This window comes from Luteimonas sp. A649 (assembly GCF_054072735.1).
In genome coordinates this window covers 307764-323673 of record NZ_JBSVRQ010000002.1, presented here as the reverse complement: position 1 = coordinate 323673, position 15910 = coordinate 307764, and the positions used below count along the sequence as shown (strand labels likewise).

Here is a 15910-nt window from a genome sequence, read left to right as displayed (position 1 = left end):
TAGCCATGACTTTGGACAAGACTCGCTTGGCCCACACGCTACTGGTCCAGCAGCATCAAGTAAGGGATGCGGGTGCCAAGATTGGGGAGATCAGCCAGGCGATATCTGGGCTTGAGTCGCGTCATGCGGATGACATGGCTGTCTTGGGCGCAGCTATCGCCAGCGCTGAAGCCGCGATCCAGGCCAGAGAGACTGGTGAGTCCGTACAGGCGTTTGATCTGTCGTCTACTGTGCCGAAAGGCTATGCGGAGCGTGCCAGGCTCGCAGCGGTTGTCGAGCTTGACATCCTTGCGATCAAAGAAGACTCGGATTCAGAAGATTTTTATGCCGAGATCTGCAGATACGCAGAGCGTCATCAGCTAGTCCTTCCAGAGGATCCATTCAGGTCGTTAATGCCAATCGGGCAGCGAATCAGCCTGGAAAAGCGCATTCGAGAAGACTTCACGCTCAAGAGTGCCCAATGCGATCGGTACGACTACATGATCGCAGTCACCTCTGGACTTATCGGCGGGTTGATTGATGTGCTGTTTGTCGGCGCTCCTGGAACGGGTGCGCTCGGCAAGTTAACAGACAAGGGAATGGACGCAGTAGTCAGGAAGTTCGCCGAGTTGAATGGCTGGCAGGGGCCCAGGGAAGGCAGCAACCCAACGTCAAGTGCGATCGGATTTCTTGAGCGGCAATTCAAGGTCAACTATGACCATCGACACGGAGGAGATGTAGGCAAACTCTTTCCAATGAGCACCAGGAATCACCACATCAAGAGCCTGGCACACTCCCCTGATCTCGTCGGTCTATTCTTTTCCATCCTTAATCAGCTAACGAGCACTGCTTCTTTCGTAGACGGCGGAAAGCTCATCACGATCACTACGGATGACTTTGAGCTTGTTGGTAGCAATTTGGTCTCGAAGGTGTTTGCTGGCTTCGTGAACTGGCTCGGTCATTTGGTTTCGGATGCTGCGGGGTCATCGGGCGCGGTTGAAAGAGGGTCCGGAATCCCCATTCCCTTTTACTCCTTGTTGCAGTTCGTGAACGTCGGGAGTTTCGGCCAGCATCGGCAGACGTTTGCACAGGTTGCGGTTCAAGTTTTTGAGAAGGGCTACGACCTCCGCCATGGTGCCGCCCTCGCAGTTCCAGTCCTGATCACGGAGCTCATCTCAAGAGTCGCATGGGTCTTCAAGCGTCGGTTTGTAGATGAAGTGCCGTGGGCGAAGTGCGTCCCTAGTGCAAGCAACCCTGAAATGAGACGCGTCTTATGCGTCGCGCACGGCAGTCTCTGTGTTGTCGATGGTGTAGATGCTGGTCTTCGATCAGGCGGCACAGTGATTGGCTTCATGCTGCATGCAAATCTTATTGCCTGGACACGGTTTGGCGTTCTTTCTCTCAAGGAGTTGACCTGTTTTTATCGGTCTGGCTCGTTGGATGTCGAAGCAGTGGATGTGTATCTTGAGCAGGAGATTCGTCGGCTCACTTTGGTGAGGTGACTTGAGAGCTTGCAGCCTACGGACGATCGCTACAACGCGGTACAAGGCTGGCAGGTATTTCACAAGACATGGAAAAGAAGGTCCGGCCACAGCCTGCCAGCCCCCATTGGCCGGCAGGTAAATCGTTCCGGTTGCACTCCCCACTGGTTCTCGCATGTGGCCATCAAAGCCAGCCACGCTCCGCCAAGGTCACCGTCTGCAGTCCACCGACCACCACGTGATCGATCAGGCGCACGTCGACCAAGGCGAGCGACTGCTTGAGCCGTGTCGTCACAGCGCGATCGGCAGCTGAGGGCTGTTCCGAACCGGAGGGGTGGTTGTGGGCCACGATCACCGCTGCTGCGTTGCAGCGAAGCGCGTGACGGACCACCTCCCGCGGATGAACTTCCGCCCCGTCGATGGTTCCGTGGAACAGCTCCACGTACTCGACCAAGCGGTGTCGGGCGTCGAGAAATGCTGCGGCAAAGACTTCCTGCCCCAGCCCGCCCAGCTTGTCGCGGAAGAAGGCCTTGGCAGTCTGTGGGTCGGAGAAGGCGGCCCCACGCTGCATCCTTTGCCCGATGACGGCGCGAGCCGCCTCCAGAACCTCGTCGGCGCTGGCCGCCTTGTAGGATCGCGTCCCGCTTCGAACGTACAACGGCGGCAGGCTCATGGGTTGTGGCTCCATCTGGTTCTCCTCGATGAGTTTTTCGTGTTCTGGTTTGATGGCAAGAGAAAAGGGGCGCTAGTGCGCCCCTTGTTTGGTGCCGTTACGCAGCCCTAGCGGGCCCGCGAGCCAAACAGCTCAGGTGATTCCCCGCTAGGCAACGGACACCTGCTCCTGCCCGGACGACTGACCGGGACCCTCCCGATCCAGCGGTTGCTTGCCGCGCTGGATGACCTTGACCTGCGCCATGAACTTGTTCAGCCCGTACAGCGCAAAGCCGTACACCACGGCCCCACCAATCGCCTTCAGCATTGCCATTTCTCCTTTTGAGTTGATTAGCTGGCGCCCAATCGGGCGACCTTGTTCTCCAAGCGGTTGTGCAAGTTGGCTCCTGCACGCCCGTTCGTGACGGGGCTGTCCTCTCGTGACGTGTCACCCGGATAGAACTCCTCGACCACCGCCGGAACGTCCTCCGCCAGGTCCTCGAAGGCCCCATTCGCGAAGCCATGCCTCGCAGCCTCATCCAAAGCCGCCTGGTCGAATCCGGCGTCTTGGCGGGACTGATCAATCTTCCTCGCCTCGACAATCGCCTCTTCCAAGGTCATGCCGGATCGAACGACGAGATCGACGTAGTAGATCGCCGACCTGAAGCTCATCGTCGTGGACTTGCCGCGAAGCTTCAGTTCCAACGGCATGCAGGCCAGGCGTCCGCCCGAGACGGCGTCGAAGTACGCCAGCCGGGCCGCCAGCGTCCGGATCGTGTTGTACGACGTGGTGCGGAGCACGAAGCTTCCAAGCTCGTCCTCGTCTCCCACCCTCACGTTCAAGCGGGCGTACGCCTTGCACTCCCCCATGGCAAAGGGACAGCCATCGGGTCCCGGACAAGCCTCTTGGGTGATGCCCTCCTTGCCCATCCTGCGGCTCGCCTCACCGTTGCCGACGCAGACGGGGCGACCGGTTGCCCGGTCGAACAGCGAGTAGTCGGCCCGCAGGTTCAGTCCAGGATCGTTGAACAGCAGCCTCACCGGGATTGAGCGGAGCTTGCCTCCGGCCTCCTTGCGAAAGGTCTCGTCCAGGGGATGCAGCACCCAGCCTTCCCGGTTTTGGACCTGGCTTGTCAGAGTGAATTGATCATCCTTCTCCGGCAGACGCTTGCCGTTGCGCTCGACCACGCGGCCGATTGAGATCCGCCCGATCACGGGCGGTGTTATCGCCAAGCCTTTCAGCATAGTCATGCTCCTTAGTTGGGGTCGGGAACGATCCGGAACCGCCGGGATCCCGGACGCTGGACGGTGAACTGGGCCACGAGATCGGGGTAGGCATCGCCCAGCCCCTTGAGGTCGACGCTGGTGCCATCCTTGGAGCGCCGGTAGGTGATCTCACCAGTCGGAAAGAGCGCCCGGGAGGCTTCCCCCATGGACTGCTCGAGCTGCTGGCGCATTTGCTCTGCCCGTTTGTCCATTTGGGCGATCTCGTCGCGCAGCAGCACCAGACCATTGAAGGTGGCCGACAGCTCGGCGTCTTCGCTGAAGTCGATGCAGGTGTCATTGCCGGTGTACAGGCTGCGCAGCGCACGAGCGGCAGACTCGCTCCCATCGGCCGGCGGCTGCGTGTCCTGTGTCACGTGCTCCCAGAATCTGGCCTCCAGCACGATCAGGCGGGAGATCACCTCCTCGTCGCGCTCGATCCGGTGAACCTCAAGCCTCTGGCCGCACAGAAGAACGGCGACATCTGCGGCCTGCTTGCCGGTCACCGCCAGCTGGTGCTGGACCTGGAGCTGGACGTACTCCGGCACGCCGTCTCGCCAGAGCCGTGAGCCGAACTCCCCCGCCGTCTTGCATTCCAGAATCTGGACATCCGGCACGCCGACCACTTCCCGGTCGATGTTGGCGAGCATGAAACTGTAGGTCGGATGCTGAAGCACCGCATTCACCCGGCGCACCTTCCGTTCCGTCCGCTCGGTATAGGCCGCGGCCACGAACGGCTCCAACAGAGTGCCCCAGTACATCGGGTCGCTCTGGCCCGGCTCTTCACCGCGACCAGTCCGGCCAGTCTTGTCCATCCACAGCTCCAACTGGCTCTTGTAGGGGCACAAGCCCACCGCGGCCGCAGCGTCTGAGCTGCCAATGCCCTGCTTGCGAACTTCCAACCACTGCTCACGCTCAAGGGAGCGTGTATCCACGAGTCGAATCGCTGCCGATCTGCTCATTTCCGATTCTCCAATAGAAGAAGCCCGGCCTCCTTGGGGAGGCCGGGCTGATGGGTTTTCTGACAATGACGAACCTAGGCCGAGGATGCCTCCATCGCTGAGGCCACCACGTCGTTGAGGATGCTCTGCGCGCTCTCAGACCCACCTCCAGCCAGGAGGTGCTTGCCGAAGGCCACGCCGAAGGGCTCGGCCACCTCGTAACACCAGACACCGGGGAACACTTCACTGCATGCGCGCCAGGCCCGAGCCAGAAGCTCGGCCTGGTCGACACACGCTTGGACGTAGCCCAACTCCCCCTGGAACGGGACCTTCGCGTACGGTGCCCCACTCTTGTCCAGCGCCTGCTTGGCCCCTATGGCGATGTACGCAACGTCGAGATGGTCGACGTCCATCGCTCAGGCCACCAGCTTCATGGCTTCGTCCCAGGCCCGCTGCTTGATCTGGGCACCCGCCCCGAACCATGCCGCCTCCCTGCGATGGTCATCACTCCTTGCCCGCCGGTGGTGATCGACGAACTCGGTCACGCTGCTGAGGACACCCCAGGCCGTCCCCTTCGCACTCGCTAGGTCCGAGCCCTTGCCTGCTCCGTCGTAAAGGGCCCGGGCAGCAGTGAAGGCCTGCTCGTTAACCGTCACCCCTTGACCATCCGGGTTCGGGTAAGTCAACACCCGGCGCAGGAGTCCATCCACCGAGTCGGGGTCCACCGGGCACTCGACCAATGCCTTCATCCGGGCCACGAACGAATCCCAGGTGGACACGGTAATGCCCAACTGGCGCTTCACCACGTCGGGATCGAAATGGCTGCGATGCGGCACCTTGACGGCTCCCGCGTTGCTGCCGAGCGCGATTGCCAAGGTGTTGTTGCACACGACTCGCACCGAGGTGAACTGGGCGGTGGTGGCCAGCGTTCCGTCACAGGCCGTGGCCAGGAGCAGGTAACCGTCAACGCGATCCTTCCGCTTCAGGACTGTGCTCTGCCCGGTCTTGGCCAAGGCCCAGAACTTGCGGCCTTCTCGCAGGACACCAGCCGTCTCCAATTCGAAGCCGCCGACTTGGGTCAGATCGCGGTAGAACTCAAGGATCTCGCCCGGCTGGACCACCTTGTACCGCTTGGACACGACCGACAAAGGCGCGTGCGTGTCGGACCGGTACAGGACTTTCTGTTCCGGGAAGGCATTGATGGCACCGATCCCGTTCTTGCCGACCACGTAGCGGACTTCGGACTCTTCGATCGACCAGTCCATCCCGGCCTCCCGCTTCCAAAGATCGATTGGCTGTTGCGGCGCCAGCTTGTGACCGAGGCCATGCCACGGCCGCTCGCCGGCGTAGGCCATTGTTTCAACCAGGTGCATCGTCTCTTCTCCTTAATTTCGGGCATAAACGCACAAGGCCCGGCGATTGCCGGGCCTTGTGGTGTGTCACGGGTTGGATCACGGGAACTTCGGGTGTTTAGAGTGGAAGCATCTGGCAACGCTCACCAGAGCTGCTGCGACTACTACAAGGACGCAGTAGATCGCCTCCGACCTGTCACTCATAGGAAATCCATGATGAAGGCGCACAGGGAGCGCTGTGCCCTTGCGCAAAGCCAGACCCTACTGGCTTCAACGGGGTGATATGTGGGTGAGATTCATTTGAATCGGATATCGCTGCGCTTCTCACCCCCCTGCTCCGCACGATTTGGCATGCTCTCGGGGCGAAAGCCTCCACGCATCGCATGCTTGGTCGGCTGCGGCTGACAGGTCCGCTATCGGCCAAGAGCGGAATTTCGCAGTGCCTAAGTCAACTCCTCGCTTACCGGCGATCTCCTCTATGCCAAGAACTGAATTAGGCTGCCCACATTGCCAACGCGTCCTTCGATCAGTTGGATCGCCTTGATAGCCGATTCACCGAGCGCCAGGTCATCGCTCAAGCTGCGCAGGAGGGGTAGATCTTCAATGCCGCCGAGACAGCCAATCACCCCAACCGAAAATCGAAGCACATCGAGGCTGTCATAGGCGAAATGGGGAAAGTAGCCAACCTGGTCGTCTCGCCGTAGCAGCGCATTCCGGCATATGCACGCCATCTTGTCCGGGAATCTCCGCATGACCGATTCCCGGACTCCGTTCTCGTACGAGAGCGACTTTGCCACCAGGTACAGGGTAGATGCCGCTCCGAGCTGATCCGGCCGCAACAAGACGTCCAGCGCCGGCGAGCAGCGCTGATTGATACATTCGGCGTCGAGATCCGCGCGATGAATCCAGTAGTACATGTCCCCGAAGGCGACCAAGGCATCCTTCGCCGGGGAGTCCATATCCCCTCGGTCCGCTGGCAGCGGAGAACTGAACATTCCAAGCGCGACGTGGGCCCACACAAACACCGAGATCGATTCTTGCGGCATGAAGCTGTTTAGTTCCGGCAGCGCTGTCCATTTCGTGAGAGCCGGCGCAACCGTAGGATCCTGATACTCGGTCAGCTCCTGAATCAAGGGAGAGACGAACAGTCCTGCGTACCCGGCGCCTCGACAGGCCATGGTCAACAGGCGCTTGCGCTGGTCCGGGCTCAACTCCTGTATGACCTCGCAGTACGCCGACGAGAACGGGTGATCGAACTGGCAGGAGTACGCTGCCCAAGCCTTCGCATCCGCCTCGTCCACGGGGCCCGACAGCAGATTCTGAAGATCCTCCCTGACCGAACCGACATGCTGGTCGACCTCCTGCTCGAGGGCACCCATGTACTCAAGCGCTTCGACCACCACCCCGGACACCATTGGCCCCAAGGTCGGAAGCAAGGCTTCCAGCACCTCGACAAGCTGTCGTTTCAGCCTCTCATCAGCCAGACTAAGAGAATGCACGGAGTCCAGCAGTGCAAGCTGCAGATGATAGGGCTGATACCTCCACTGCTCGCCAAGCAGCGGCAGGATATGCGGGACGACGTAGCCCTTGTCCTCCGCGAACCTGACCAAGGTCAACAGAAGATGCGTCTGACCGGGCGTGCGAGGCCGTTCCCACGCACCTTTCAGACTGTCCGCAACTTCGCTCTCGGCTGCTCTGGATGGAAAATCACCGTGGCAGATGCGATTCATCAGCTGTGATATCCCGGCGCGCCCCGACATCACGTAGGCATCGGCGAACAATGCGGTGCGGAGCCTGACCTTCTTTTCCCTTGCCTCTTCCTTCAGCGCATCGAACGCTCGGCTCAGTGATCGATCCATCTCAGCGACCGCATGCAGGACTTGATTCAGGTAGGTTCCGCGCCAAACGCCGTTTGAAATTGTCGTCATAAGCGCGCGTTCGGCGGGAGTCCAGTCGCACAGACTGTCTTCGCACACCCCGGCCCCAGCCCAGGTGTCATCCCGCAGTGAGTACTGGACTGCCGCGGCTTCCCCCGTCAACTTCTCAAGCACCTGTTTGGACCGGGCCACGACCCAGTTGCGCGCCACTACTCCGCACTCGCCATTCGATGCGGTCCGCAGGAGGTCAGCATCCTCGACCCTCGCAAGCACGTTAGCGACGAAACGATCATCATCGTAGGCGCCTAGGATCAATGCGCGGCTGTTTCGATACTTGGGCGCGACCAGCGTCTGCAGCACCTTCTCGACATCTTGGTCGCTCTGGCGAACAACGGACTCGGCCGCGAATGCCGAGAAGATTAGTTCATGACGGAAACTGATCCTGTCCGAGCGCCTTATCACAAGGCCGGCGGCGACTATCCTGCCGAGCACGTCGCCATGGATACGCTCGGCAGCCGCCAGACGGTCGAAGTCCCTGATCGACAGGCTGAACGACATGCGATCGATTAGCTGCCCTGCAACTGCCGCCAGGAATCGAATCCCGTCGGATGCGTCGCCTCCCAGCTTCTGCCGTGCATAGGCGTCGAACAGGGCAAAACGACTTGCCCCGTCAGCCAATGTCGCCCCGACCCGGCCGACCAGGTCGGCCTCGAGCCCGCTCGATACAGAATCCAGAAGATAGGCCAATCGATGCCCTGCCTGACCGGCGGTCGATTCCGCAATCGCCAGCTTCAACGCCTTGTCAGGCTCGCTTACGACGACACGGCTGGCATCAATGAGATCTGGACGAACAATGTCGGTCTGCGCGCTCACGATCAGCCGCGCATGGTAGCGCCGCGCAGCCGCCGCCAAGCTCCTGGTGAGCACCAGTTGCTCGGCCGCGGGACATTCATTGTATCCGTCCAGGATCAGCACCAGCGGGCGGCCGTTCGCATTGGCCGCCGAGATCAGGCGAGTCGCCGAGGGTGCACCGAGCAGGCCGGCTTCCCGCTCGATGCTCTCGCCCAGTTTTCCGGCGAAGTACTTCCCCTGCAGGAATATCGGAACGTGGCCATGCTCCAGGCAGTGGATGGCGATTTTCTTTGCGAGCAAGGTTTTCCCGCAGCCGGATGGCCCGAGAATCAGCAGGTCGTCATCATCATGCGCAACGCGGTCTGCCACGCCAGTCGCATCGAGCTCTTCTGCCCCGAGCTCATAGCGGTCACTCTTCAGCGACCCGACGTCTGGAGCGTAGGTACGGAGGAACTCCGACGCGTAGGCCGTCAGCAGCTCTTCCTGTTCCAGCAACTTGGGATCGCACGCGGCGCCCAGCGTTTGCACACGCTGAAGACGGAGCTCCTGCGCAAAGGCCGCCCAGTGCTCCCTGGAAAGCAGCAGCCCGGACCGCTTCGCTGTGACGTCCGCAAGAGCGTCTGCGCCTATGATCGAGACCTTGAAGTCGGACGCCGGCACATCCGATCCCGCTGGCAACGCCGGGGCGAAGACAACACAAGCATCCGGATAGCCAGTAAGTTCGCCGTGAAACGCGCAGAGCTGGTCCCTCAACGCATTCTTTGCCTCCAATGCCTGGCCGTATGGGTTTCCAACATTTCTCCAAATGCCTCCTGAACCATGCATCTGCCAAAGTCCATTGACCTTGCCACGGACACGGCGCGAGAAATGCTTCGCTTCGACAACCAGCGTCAGCGAATCGGTGGCGACCAGGAAATCAATCTGACGGCCACCGATGTGGACATTGGCGAAGATGGTCGCCCATCCGCCGATATTCGAAAGGTGCTCGACGAGCGTGGCCAGCACGTCCCGCTCCGACGCGTGCTCTATGGCATTGCCGACATAGAGTTCGATCGTGGCGGCGTCCGTCATCTTCATTCCATCCTAGCCGCGGCCGGCTGTGCGCCTGGCGAGATAGCGGCATAGCACGCCGCTGATGCCCACCATCAACTCGGCCTCTTCGAACTCCGGCGGTTTTCCCTCTTGCAGGTGACGACCGAAGTTGGACGTATAGCCCCAAGCCTTGTCGACGATCTGGTCGACCGGCTTGGGGAAGATATCCGGATTCCGCCGAATCAGGTCCCCCAAGGTGTCTTTGCTTGCACAGGCGTCGCGCGCCACACACTCGAGCGCGGCCATTGCGTGCTGTATCGCACCCGTAATCTCGGGAACCGGACGTCGGGAAAGATCCTGGATGGCCTCGTGCAGTTCGCCGGCCGCCGTGAGCTTGCCTTGGCGATGCAACTCTTGCTGTCCCTGGCGAATCGCCTGCTCGAACACCCCGGCACCGCGCATCTCGAGCCGGCCATGGACGAGCTGCCACCCGACCCCTGCCACCCGGAAGTAGCGGTTGACCTCTTCGCCGAACGACGCCGATGTCCCTGCAAGGCGGGAAGCGATCGCTTCAACGAAGTCGTAGACCTCAAACCACTCGCAATCCGCCAGCAGGCCTCGAACCTCTTCGTCGATGTTCGGGAACTCCGACCAGTTTCCCCTGTCGGGCGCGCGGTACAGGATTTGGCACAATACTTCGCGCAAAGCGCTTGGCCTGAATCCGCATTGATAGGCGATGGTGGCAAGCGCGTCCCGCACTTCGCTGGGGGCGTCCTGTCGGATGGTGATCTCCGCGTCGGGTCGGGAGAGGCCATGCCTGGTCGAGAATGTCGTCATACTGCGGGGCTCTCGTCTTTCAGATTGCTTGCCTGGCACGGTGGAACGGGTCTGCGTCGGACTAGCGGCGACCATCGGCAAACGGCCTGGTAGAGCTTCCCCTGCCTCGCGGCGGCAGGGGAAGCCATGGGGCGTGTGGGTGCTGGTCCGCTCAGCCCGACTTCTCGAGCCCGATCCTGGCCTTCTCCAAGTGCTTGAGCAGCGAGTTCAGGGGTGGGCAATCCGCATATCCTTGCCTGAGCAGGGCGTACACCTCGCAGATGGTCCGGAGTTGCGCGGCGGCACCTTCGATAGGACCGACATACTCGCCGTAGTACATGGCCAGGAACTGCTCCTGGCTCATGGCATCGCCCGGATACTCCGCCATCACCCAGCTGTCCAGCTCGGACCGTACGACACCGAGCGCGTCATGCACGCGCTTGGGCAGCCTCGAATTACACAGACCGTGTAGCAACGGCCCCACCTTCAGGTGCATTTCGATGGGCATCGCGACCGCCGGGCGCCACCGCGAGGCGGCGCCGCCAATGGGCCTGCTGTAGGGCGTGGCACCACGACGTACCTCACCCCGCCACGCGGGCATCGGACGCCGCCGCGGCTTGAGGCCCGCGGCCTCCCGCGCCGGGCTCAGGAAAGCCGTGCCGTAACGGTCCGACTCGCCGGTCCAGGGTTGTGGCGGTGCTTCTCCCGACAAGGTAGCTACTTGGCGCGAGAGGTGCGCCAGGAGCGCTGCATCGGCGGAGACGAAATACGGGACCGAGCGCCCGGGGACGTAGAGGCCTTTCCACTCCGGCGCGACTACGGACACGTTCGAATCGCGCAGCCAGAACCGCCGGCGATCCAGCAGTTCCGGGCCGTGGTGATCGTAGGGCTCGTCCATGTAGAGCCACGACCCGCTTGCCGGGTCGAGCCACTCGCTCGGATGGTCGCGGCCCGGCATCTCCTGCAAGAAACGCAACTTGCGATGCATGGCCTGGGTGGTCACGGGAACGAGCCCCGTGGCGACCATGAACCGCAAGGCATCGGCGGCGGCATGCAGATAGAGCTGGGCTGCGTCCTGACGCTCAACGTCGAGCTCCCGCTCGAGATGGTCATCTGCGTCGAGCCGGAAGCCAGCAAGTTGGCGCACGGCGTTTAGCTGGTTCCGGCGGACGATCTGGAGCAAGGGCTTTGCCAGCTCGATCCGCAGGGTTTCCCGCCCTCCGCGGCCCTTCTCACGCCAGTAGGCAGTGAGAAAAACGGGGTGCAGGGTTGGACGAACTCCACGTTCAAGTTGGCGCTGCGCATGACGCAGGTTCTCGAAGCCGGCAATGCGCGCAGCTTCTTCAAGGGCTTGGTGGTGGGGAATGAAGCGCTCGCGCTTGAGTGTTTTGGCGAGACGCTTGATGCCGTCCACGGAGGACGGAGGCACGGCGACGCTATGCATGACTTTGCTCCACGGTCCGTAAGCGCAGCGTCACCCGTAACCACCGCTGAGGACCGAACAAGGCCATGATCGGTCATCGTTTACAGGCAGTGCCGTTTCCAGCTTCGCTCAGACGGGTGTCAGGCGCCTGCCAGGCGCCAAGCCAAAAGATAGCACCGTCGCGGCCACGCCGCCAGCGTCCCAACGTCTATGTAGGAATGGCGTCCATGATGCTTACCCGGGAGAAAGGCGCTACTGATGTCCGCTTTCGACCCGAAGCGGACGTCTAGCGGTAGGCTTCACTGCCATGCACGTGGGATGTCCAGCGGGGAAACCTTCAGTTCACTGAGGACGGCAACTATCTACTGATCTCCACGGCGGTTGAGGCCAATAACAGCCACACATTCTGTGGACGTTAGATATCGATTACGTACACGACCTTCGGCCGATCTCGCACGAATACTGGCCAACCACCATAAATTCCGGCATGAACAAGTCAGCTAAACATCCCTATGAAATCCACTTCGACACCCGGGTAATGGGTGCTGTGGATGAGCTCGCCTTGTTGGCCTCTCAGTCCTACAACCTGGGCGGCCACGGCGCCTGGTTTGGCGCCTTTCGGGGTGGCTGCCAAGGCTTCCACGTGCGCCTGTACGCGGTGGAACGACACTATGCGGAATTGCACGCCTGGCAATTGCGTTGTCGCTGGCACCTAGAACCGGAATACCACTTGGCGTCGATTTTCTTCGGCCTGGACTCGGCGCTCGAATGCTTCTTGTATGCGATGAACGCCTTGGGATTCGGGGCCCGCCCGAACGACTTCCAGGACATCACCACGGAAAAGGGCCTTCGATCGATCGCACCATGGTTGGTGCTTGGTAGTTCCAACCGATCGGCGCACCCGGCGTTTTCGTTGTACTTTTCGCGCGTGAGTTCGGTGTGGCACCAACATCGCGACGTGATCGAGGAAGTCCAGCGCCAGCACGATGTCTCCAAGCATCGCTCGTCCATCTACCGCGGCGGACAATCGCGCATGGATCCTCCTCCCGGCTTCTATGCACGGCTCGGTTTATCCGATGACCATCCCCGGCGATTCGATTTCGCACCGATGGCTGAAGTCATCTTGGATCCCGATCCCAAACGTCCCGGAAGTTTTCCCCGGCCCCAGGTCAAACACGAAGACCTGCAGACGCTGGAAGGCCTTTGCGTGGAGTTCGCAACGCTGGTCGAGGCGTCCTGCCGGGCCTTGCTCGACGACGCCAAGCAGCTCGTGCAGCTGACCCATACGGCATTTCTGGATCGGTTTGTCGTAGTGGGGCAAGCCGGCATTGCCTTGTTCTCGGACGAACAATGCCGGGTGCCGATCGGCGGAATTCAGGGCATTCGAATGGATTTTGGCCATGGTGGCTATCCCGCCGAACCGGGGCGCGTGACGCCCGCCTGCGCTGGCATCGAGTATCGCGTCGGCGACCAATTACCGCTGCGTGGCGGACACGACATGAGTCGACGCGTCGGACAGGCGTGGTTTCGTCATCCCGACAGCGGCGACATCGTACGGGCCTGGTGGTCCTCGTCGGCCGTCTATGTAGCGCAGCCGCTGCCACCGCAGGCCGCTGACCCGTAGGTGTGTCTGCGCAAAGCGCGCAAGGATCAACCGCGTCGTAGCGCGCACCTTCGAAGGGGATTCCGGAGATAATCTGGTAATGCGTTTTTCGGCGAGGGCATGGGGGCGTTGGACCGCAAAGACTTCGAACTCGAATTGCCGGAATCGTGGCCGGAAGACGTGCGTCGTGTGGTCGAGGATGGGCGCGACGCTGCGGTGGCCTACCACCACGAACGTCAGCGCATCGATCGTCTCGGCAGCACCGATGTCCGAGTGCGCATCGGCCCGCCCGCTAACGCGTACCGACCGGCATACGACGCCCTGGTCGAGCGCATCGAGACGCTGCTGCGTGGCCATCGGCTGGTGGGCTACCACTGCACGCGCCTCACACCGCCTGAAGCGCTTCAAATTCGCACCGACGGCTTGCGTGCCTTGTCGCCGGGCTTGGTGCAGGCGCGACTGGAAGCGGTGGTGCAGGCCGGGCTCATGACGCCGGCGCAGTACCGGTTTTTTGTGGACAGCCCCATGGTTCAGGCGCACCTCGCCAATCGCCATGGCCACCGAACTGGCAAGGTGTGGCTGTGCCCGAACCGGTCGAGCCTGCGCTACGCCTCGGCCGTCTACAGGCTCTTTCGCTCCTGGGGCGGCGAAGTGCTGTACGCCGGCTTCGGAGACGACGCGGCCGTCACCGACGTGTTCGGGGGACTGGGTCAGCCGGCGATCGTCAAATGTGCCGTTCCCCTACCTGTCGACGACTTGTACGGATGCCGTGCCGCCGAGTTGCTGTCCAATGCGGTACGTGCGCAGATCGCGCACCCCGAGCCGTCGCCGTCGTTCGATTGGAAGGTGCCGCGCGACTTGGACCCGTCCGAAGTGATTGACGTGATCGCGTTCGAAGATCCGCGCTTCGAAGAACTCACCGGCCATCTAAAATGGCCGGTGGACTATCGCCTTGGCTGAAGTCCGCCCTGATCCTTTGCCCTTCTTCGATCGCGACGCGTGGCGAGCGTGGTCGCCGATGCTGTACCACGTGGTCGAAACCCACGTGCCGGCGGAGGTTCTGGCGCGCTTCTCTGATGAGGTCGAGCCAGGCTGGATCGAGTGGCTCCACCGGGAAACCTTTCGCGCTACAGGCCGCGCGTGCGACCTCGTTGAGAGTATCAGTGCAGCGCTGCGGGTTCACTTCGCCGGCATTCGCGTATTCCACGGCACGCGCTTGAAGTCTCTGGAGGACGTCGCCGCACGCGGCTTCGTCGCGTGGGATGAAGCCTCCCTGGTGCAGGCGGCGCGGGCGCGCTTCGGAGGTGTCGTCCAAGCGCAGGCGCTCGAGCGCGCGATCGCCCAGGCTCGCCCGGACGTGCGGGCGGGGGCGGTGTACACCTTCTCGGCTCTAAGTATTGCGCTGGACGTGCACGATGATGACGATCCCGTGGGGGCAATCCCGGCCTTTTCGGCGGCGGGCGGCGAATGGTTGCGGGCGGTGGCCAGGCATCTGGACGCCGACGTCGCCGTGGCCCCCACGACCGGCTACTTGTTCGCGCTGGACATTCCCTGGCGGCGGTGTTCGGGCAACATCCAGCGGTTGATCGCGCAGCACGCGCTCACCACCAGCCTCATTTCTGCGCGCTTGGACCGCACCCGCTATCGCATGGCCTCGGGCCTCGACTGCGTGGACATCTGCTCCGATGTCCCGGCCTCCGCTATTGCGGCCTTCGCCGAAACCGACGGGCTGGCAGGCCGCCCGATCCGGCCCGACGAACTACGTTGGACACCCTGGCGACCCTAGAATGAATGCATATGTCCAGCGAGCCTGATCCGGATCGTTCCGCTCCCCCGCTCCGCATCACGAGCGGAGCGGGGTTCGACTTCGAAGATCGCGTTGGCGCCTGGCTGCTGATGAAGATGCTGGTGGGCGAACCGGTGCCGGCCATTTGCGGTCGAGGTTTGACGCTTCAGGCGCAGGTCGCAGCGTCCCGGCGGGAGCGGCGCTACGGATGCGGGGCAAGCTCGCGACCTGGGCGAAGGCCCACCTCAAGCGCGCAGATAATCTGGCGGGCTTGTGCCACTTTTTGGCGTCGCCCTTCGGTGCCCCGCTCCGATCTGACGGCCTGCTGTGGATCAAAGCCGCACTTGAAGCACCAAATGCCGCCATTGGATTTCATCGCAACGGCAGCGGCGACGCGCTCGTCGACCTGATACTCACGATCTTGCAGAACGATGTGGCTGCCATGCGAAAACGCGTGGACGCACGCACCGCGCTGCTCGACATTGCTGCGGCCTTGGCGTCCGCGGGCCGCCCGGACGCGCTCACCATCCAAGACCGGTTGCGCGCAGCACTGATGAGTTAGCAAGGCGTTTGGTCCTTAACGACCGCCGCTGTGCGCAGCGGCCATAGATCGTGCCGCCCAGAATGACTTCGATCGGGAATTCGGGGGCTTCGCTTCAATCGGGTATGCCGACATGGATTTAAGCCGCAACTTTCCTTCATTGAGCATTTGAGGACTGCGCCTGCAATGGGTCGGAGACAATGAACTCGCGATGCGGGAGGCGGAGTCCACCTGTTACTGATTCCCGAGTGCTCGCCAAGCGATACTGCCGGAGCTCATTCAGTTTCCGCGTCTGGCTGAGAAGCGGACGTTT

At 61.9% G+C, this 15910-nt stretch carries 14 protein-coding genes; 5 read left to right on the top strand and 9 right to left on the bottom strand.

Annotated features, from left to right (window positions below):
* The first annotated feature begins 5 nt into the window (after positions 1-5).
* Entirely contained in the window at positions 6-1481 is a 1476-nt protein-coding gene (locus ACW5E8_RS10990) for a hypothetical protein (RefSeq protein ID WP_456965562.1), read from the top strand.
* Between the two features lie 163 nt (positions 1482-1644).
* Here the strand turns inward: ACW5E8_RS10990 and radC are convergent, their stop codons facing one another.
* The 9 genes from radC to ACW5E8_RS10945 form a co-directional block, all read right to left on the bottom strand.
* Positions 1645-2133 (bottom strand): RadC family protein, encoded by a 489-nt coding sequence (gene radC / locus ACW5E8_RS10985; RefSeq protein WP_456965561.1) that lies wholly within the window; start codon positions 2131-2133, stop codon positions 1645-1647.
* Positions 2134-2280: 147 nt separating this feature from the next.
* The gene (locus ACW5E8_RS10980) at positions 2281-2439 is read right to left on the bottom strand and encodes a hypothetical protein (protein WP_456965560.1); all 159 of its coding nucleotides are present in this window, start codon (positions 2437-2439) and stop codon (positions 2281-2283) included.
* A 23-nt stretch (positions 2440-2462) separates the two neighbouring features.
* A complete protein-coding gene (locus tag ACW5E8_RS10975; RefSeq protein ID WP_456965559.1) occupies positions 2463-3356 on the bottom strand; it encodes a recombination directionality factor in 894 nt (297 codons plus the stop codon).
* Positions 3357-3367: 11 nt separating this feature from the next.
* On the bottom strand, positions 3368-4336 hold the full coding sequence (locus ACW5E8_RS10970) for a YqaJ viral recombinase family nuclease (protein ID WP_456965558.1): 969 nt from the start codon (positions 4334-4336) through the stop codon (positions 3368-3370).
* Between the two features lie 74 nt (positions 4337-4410).
* On the bottom strand, positions 4411-4728 hold the full coding sequence (locus ACW5E8_RS10965; RefSeq protein ID WP_456965557.1) for a hypothetical protein: 318 nt from the start codon (positions 4726-4728) through the stop codon (positions 4411-4413).
* 3 nt (positions 4729-4731) lie between these two features.
* Positions 4732-5688, bottom strand: a complete 957-nt coding sequence (locus tag ACW5E8_RS10960; protein ID WP_456965556.1) for a DUF932 domain-containing protein — start codon at positions 5686-5688, stop codon at positions 4732-4734.
* Between the two features lie 455 nt (positions 5689-6143).
* Entirely contained in the window at positions 6144-9473 is a 3330-nt protein-coding gene (locus ACW5E8_RS10955) for an NERD domain-containing protein (protein WP_456965555.1), read from the bottom strand.
* A gap of 6 nt (positions 9474-9479) precedes the next feature.
* A complete protein-coding gene (locus tag ACW5E8_RS10950; protein ID WP_456965554.1) occupies positions 9480-10265 on the bottom strand; it encodes an AbiJ-NTD4 domain-containing protein in 786 nt (261 codons plus the stop codon).
* A 151-nt stretch (positions 10266-10416) separates the two neighbouring features.
* On the bottom strand, positions 10417-11688 hold the full coding sequence (locus tag ACW5E8_RS10945; RefSeq protein WP_099476197.1) for a DUF5623 domain-containing protein: 1272 nt from the start codon (positions 11686-11688) through the stop codon (positions 10417-10419).
* A gap of 466 nt (positions 11689-12154) precedes the next feature.
* On the opposite strand from ACW5E8_RS10945, the gene ACW5E8_RS10940 reads away from it, so the two are divergent.
* The 4 genes from ACW5E8_RS10940 to ACW5E8_RS10925 all read left to right on the top strand — a co-directional run bounded on the left by ACW5E8_RS10940 (position 12155) and on the right by ACW5E8_RS10925 (position 15618).
* Positions 12155-13291 (top strand): hypothetical protein, encoded by a 1137-nt coding sequence (locus tag ACW5E8_RS10940; protein WP_456965553.1) that lies wholly within the window; start codon positions 12155-12157, stop codon positions 13289-13291.
* 108 nt (positions 13292-13399) lie between these two features.
* Positions 13400-14230 carry a hypothetical protein gene (locus tag ACW5E8_RS10935; protein ID WP_456965552.1) on the top strand — a complete coding sequence of 277 codons (831 nt, stop codon included), beginning with the start codon at positions 13400-13402 and terminating at the stop codon, positions 14228-14230.
* Positions 14223-15056 carry a hypothetical protein gene (locus ACW5E8_RS10930; RefSeq protein ID WP_456965551.1) on the top strand — a complete coding sequence of 278 codons (834 nt, stop codon included), beginning with the start codon at positions 14223-14225 and terminating at the stop codon, positions 15054-15056. Before ACW5E8_RS10935 ends, ACW5E8_RS10930 begins: the two co-directional genes overlap by 8 nt.
* A gap of 208 nt (positions 15057-15264) precedes the next feature.
* Entirely contained in the window at positions 15265-15618 is a 354-nt protein-coding gene (locus ACW5E8_RS10925; protein ID WP_456965550.1) for a hypothetical protein, read from the top strand.
* Positions 15619-15910: the final 292 nt, after the last annotated feature.

Bases quoted from the DNA above. Each gene is read 5' to 3' on its own strand.
- ACW5E8_RS10970 (WP_456965558.1), bottom strand. From the start codon at position 4,336: ATGAGCAGATCGGCAGCGATTCGACTCGTGGATACACGCTCCCTTGAG.
- ACW5E8_RS10950 (WP_456965554.1), bottom strand. From the start codon at position 10,265: ATGACGACATTCTCGACCAGGCATGGCCTCTCCCGACCCGACGCGGAG.
- ACW5E8_RS10960 (WP_456965556.1), bottom strand. From the start codon at position 5,688: ATGCACCTGGTTGAAACAATGGCCTACGCCGGCGAGCGGCCGTGGCAT.
- ACW5E8_RS10965 (WP_456965557.1), bottom strand. From the start codon at position 4,728: ATGGACGTCGACCATCTCGACGTTGCGTACATCGCCATAGGGGCCAAG.
- ACW5E8_RS10925 (WP_456965550.1), top strand. From the start codon at position 15,265: ATGCGGGGCAAGCTCGCGACCTGGGCGAAGGCCCACCTCAAGCGCGCA.
- ACW5E8_RS10980 (WP_456965560.1), bottom strand. From the start codon at position 2,439: ATGCTGAAGGCGATTGGTGGGGCCGTGGTGTACGGCTTTGCGCTGTAC.
- ACW5E8_RS10945 (WP_099476197.1), bottom strand. From the start codon at position 11,688: ATGCATAGCGTCGCCGTGCCTCCGTCCTCCGTGGACGGCATCAAGCGT.
- ACW5E8_RS10940 (WP_456965553.1), top strand. From the start codon at position 12,155: ATGAACAAGTCAGCTAAACATCCCTATGAAATCCACTTCGACACCCGG.
- ACW5E8_RS10955 (WP_456965555.1), bottom strand. From the start codon at position 9,473: ATGAAGATGACGGACGCCGCCACGATCGAACTCTATGTCGGCAATGCC.
- ACW5E8_RS10990 (WP_456965562.1), top strand. From the start codon at position 6: ATGACTTTGGACAAGACTCGCTTGGCCCACACGCTACTGGTCCAGCAG.
- ACW5E8_RS10975 (WP_456965559.1), bottom strand. From the start codon at position 3,356: ATGCTGAAAGGCTTGGCGATAACACCGCCCGTGATCGGGCGGATCTCA.
- radC (WP_456965561.1), bottom strand. From the start codon at position 2,133: ATGAGCCTGCCGCCGTTGTACGTTCGAAGCGGGACGCGATCCTACAAG.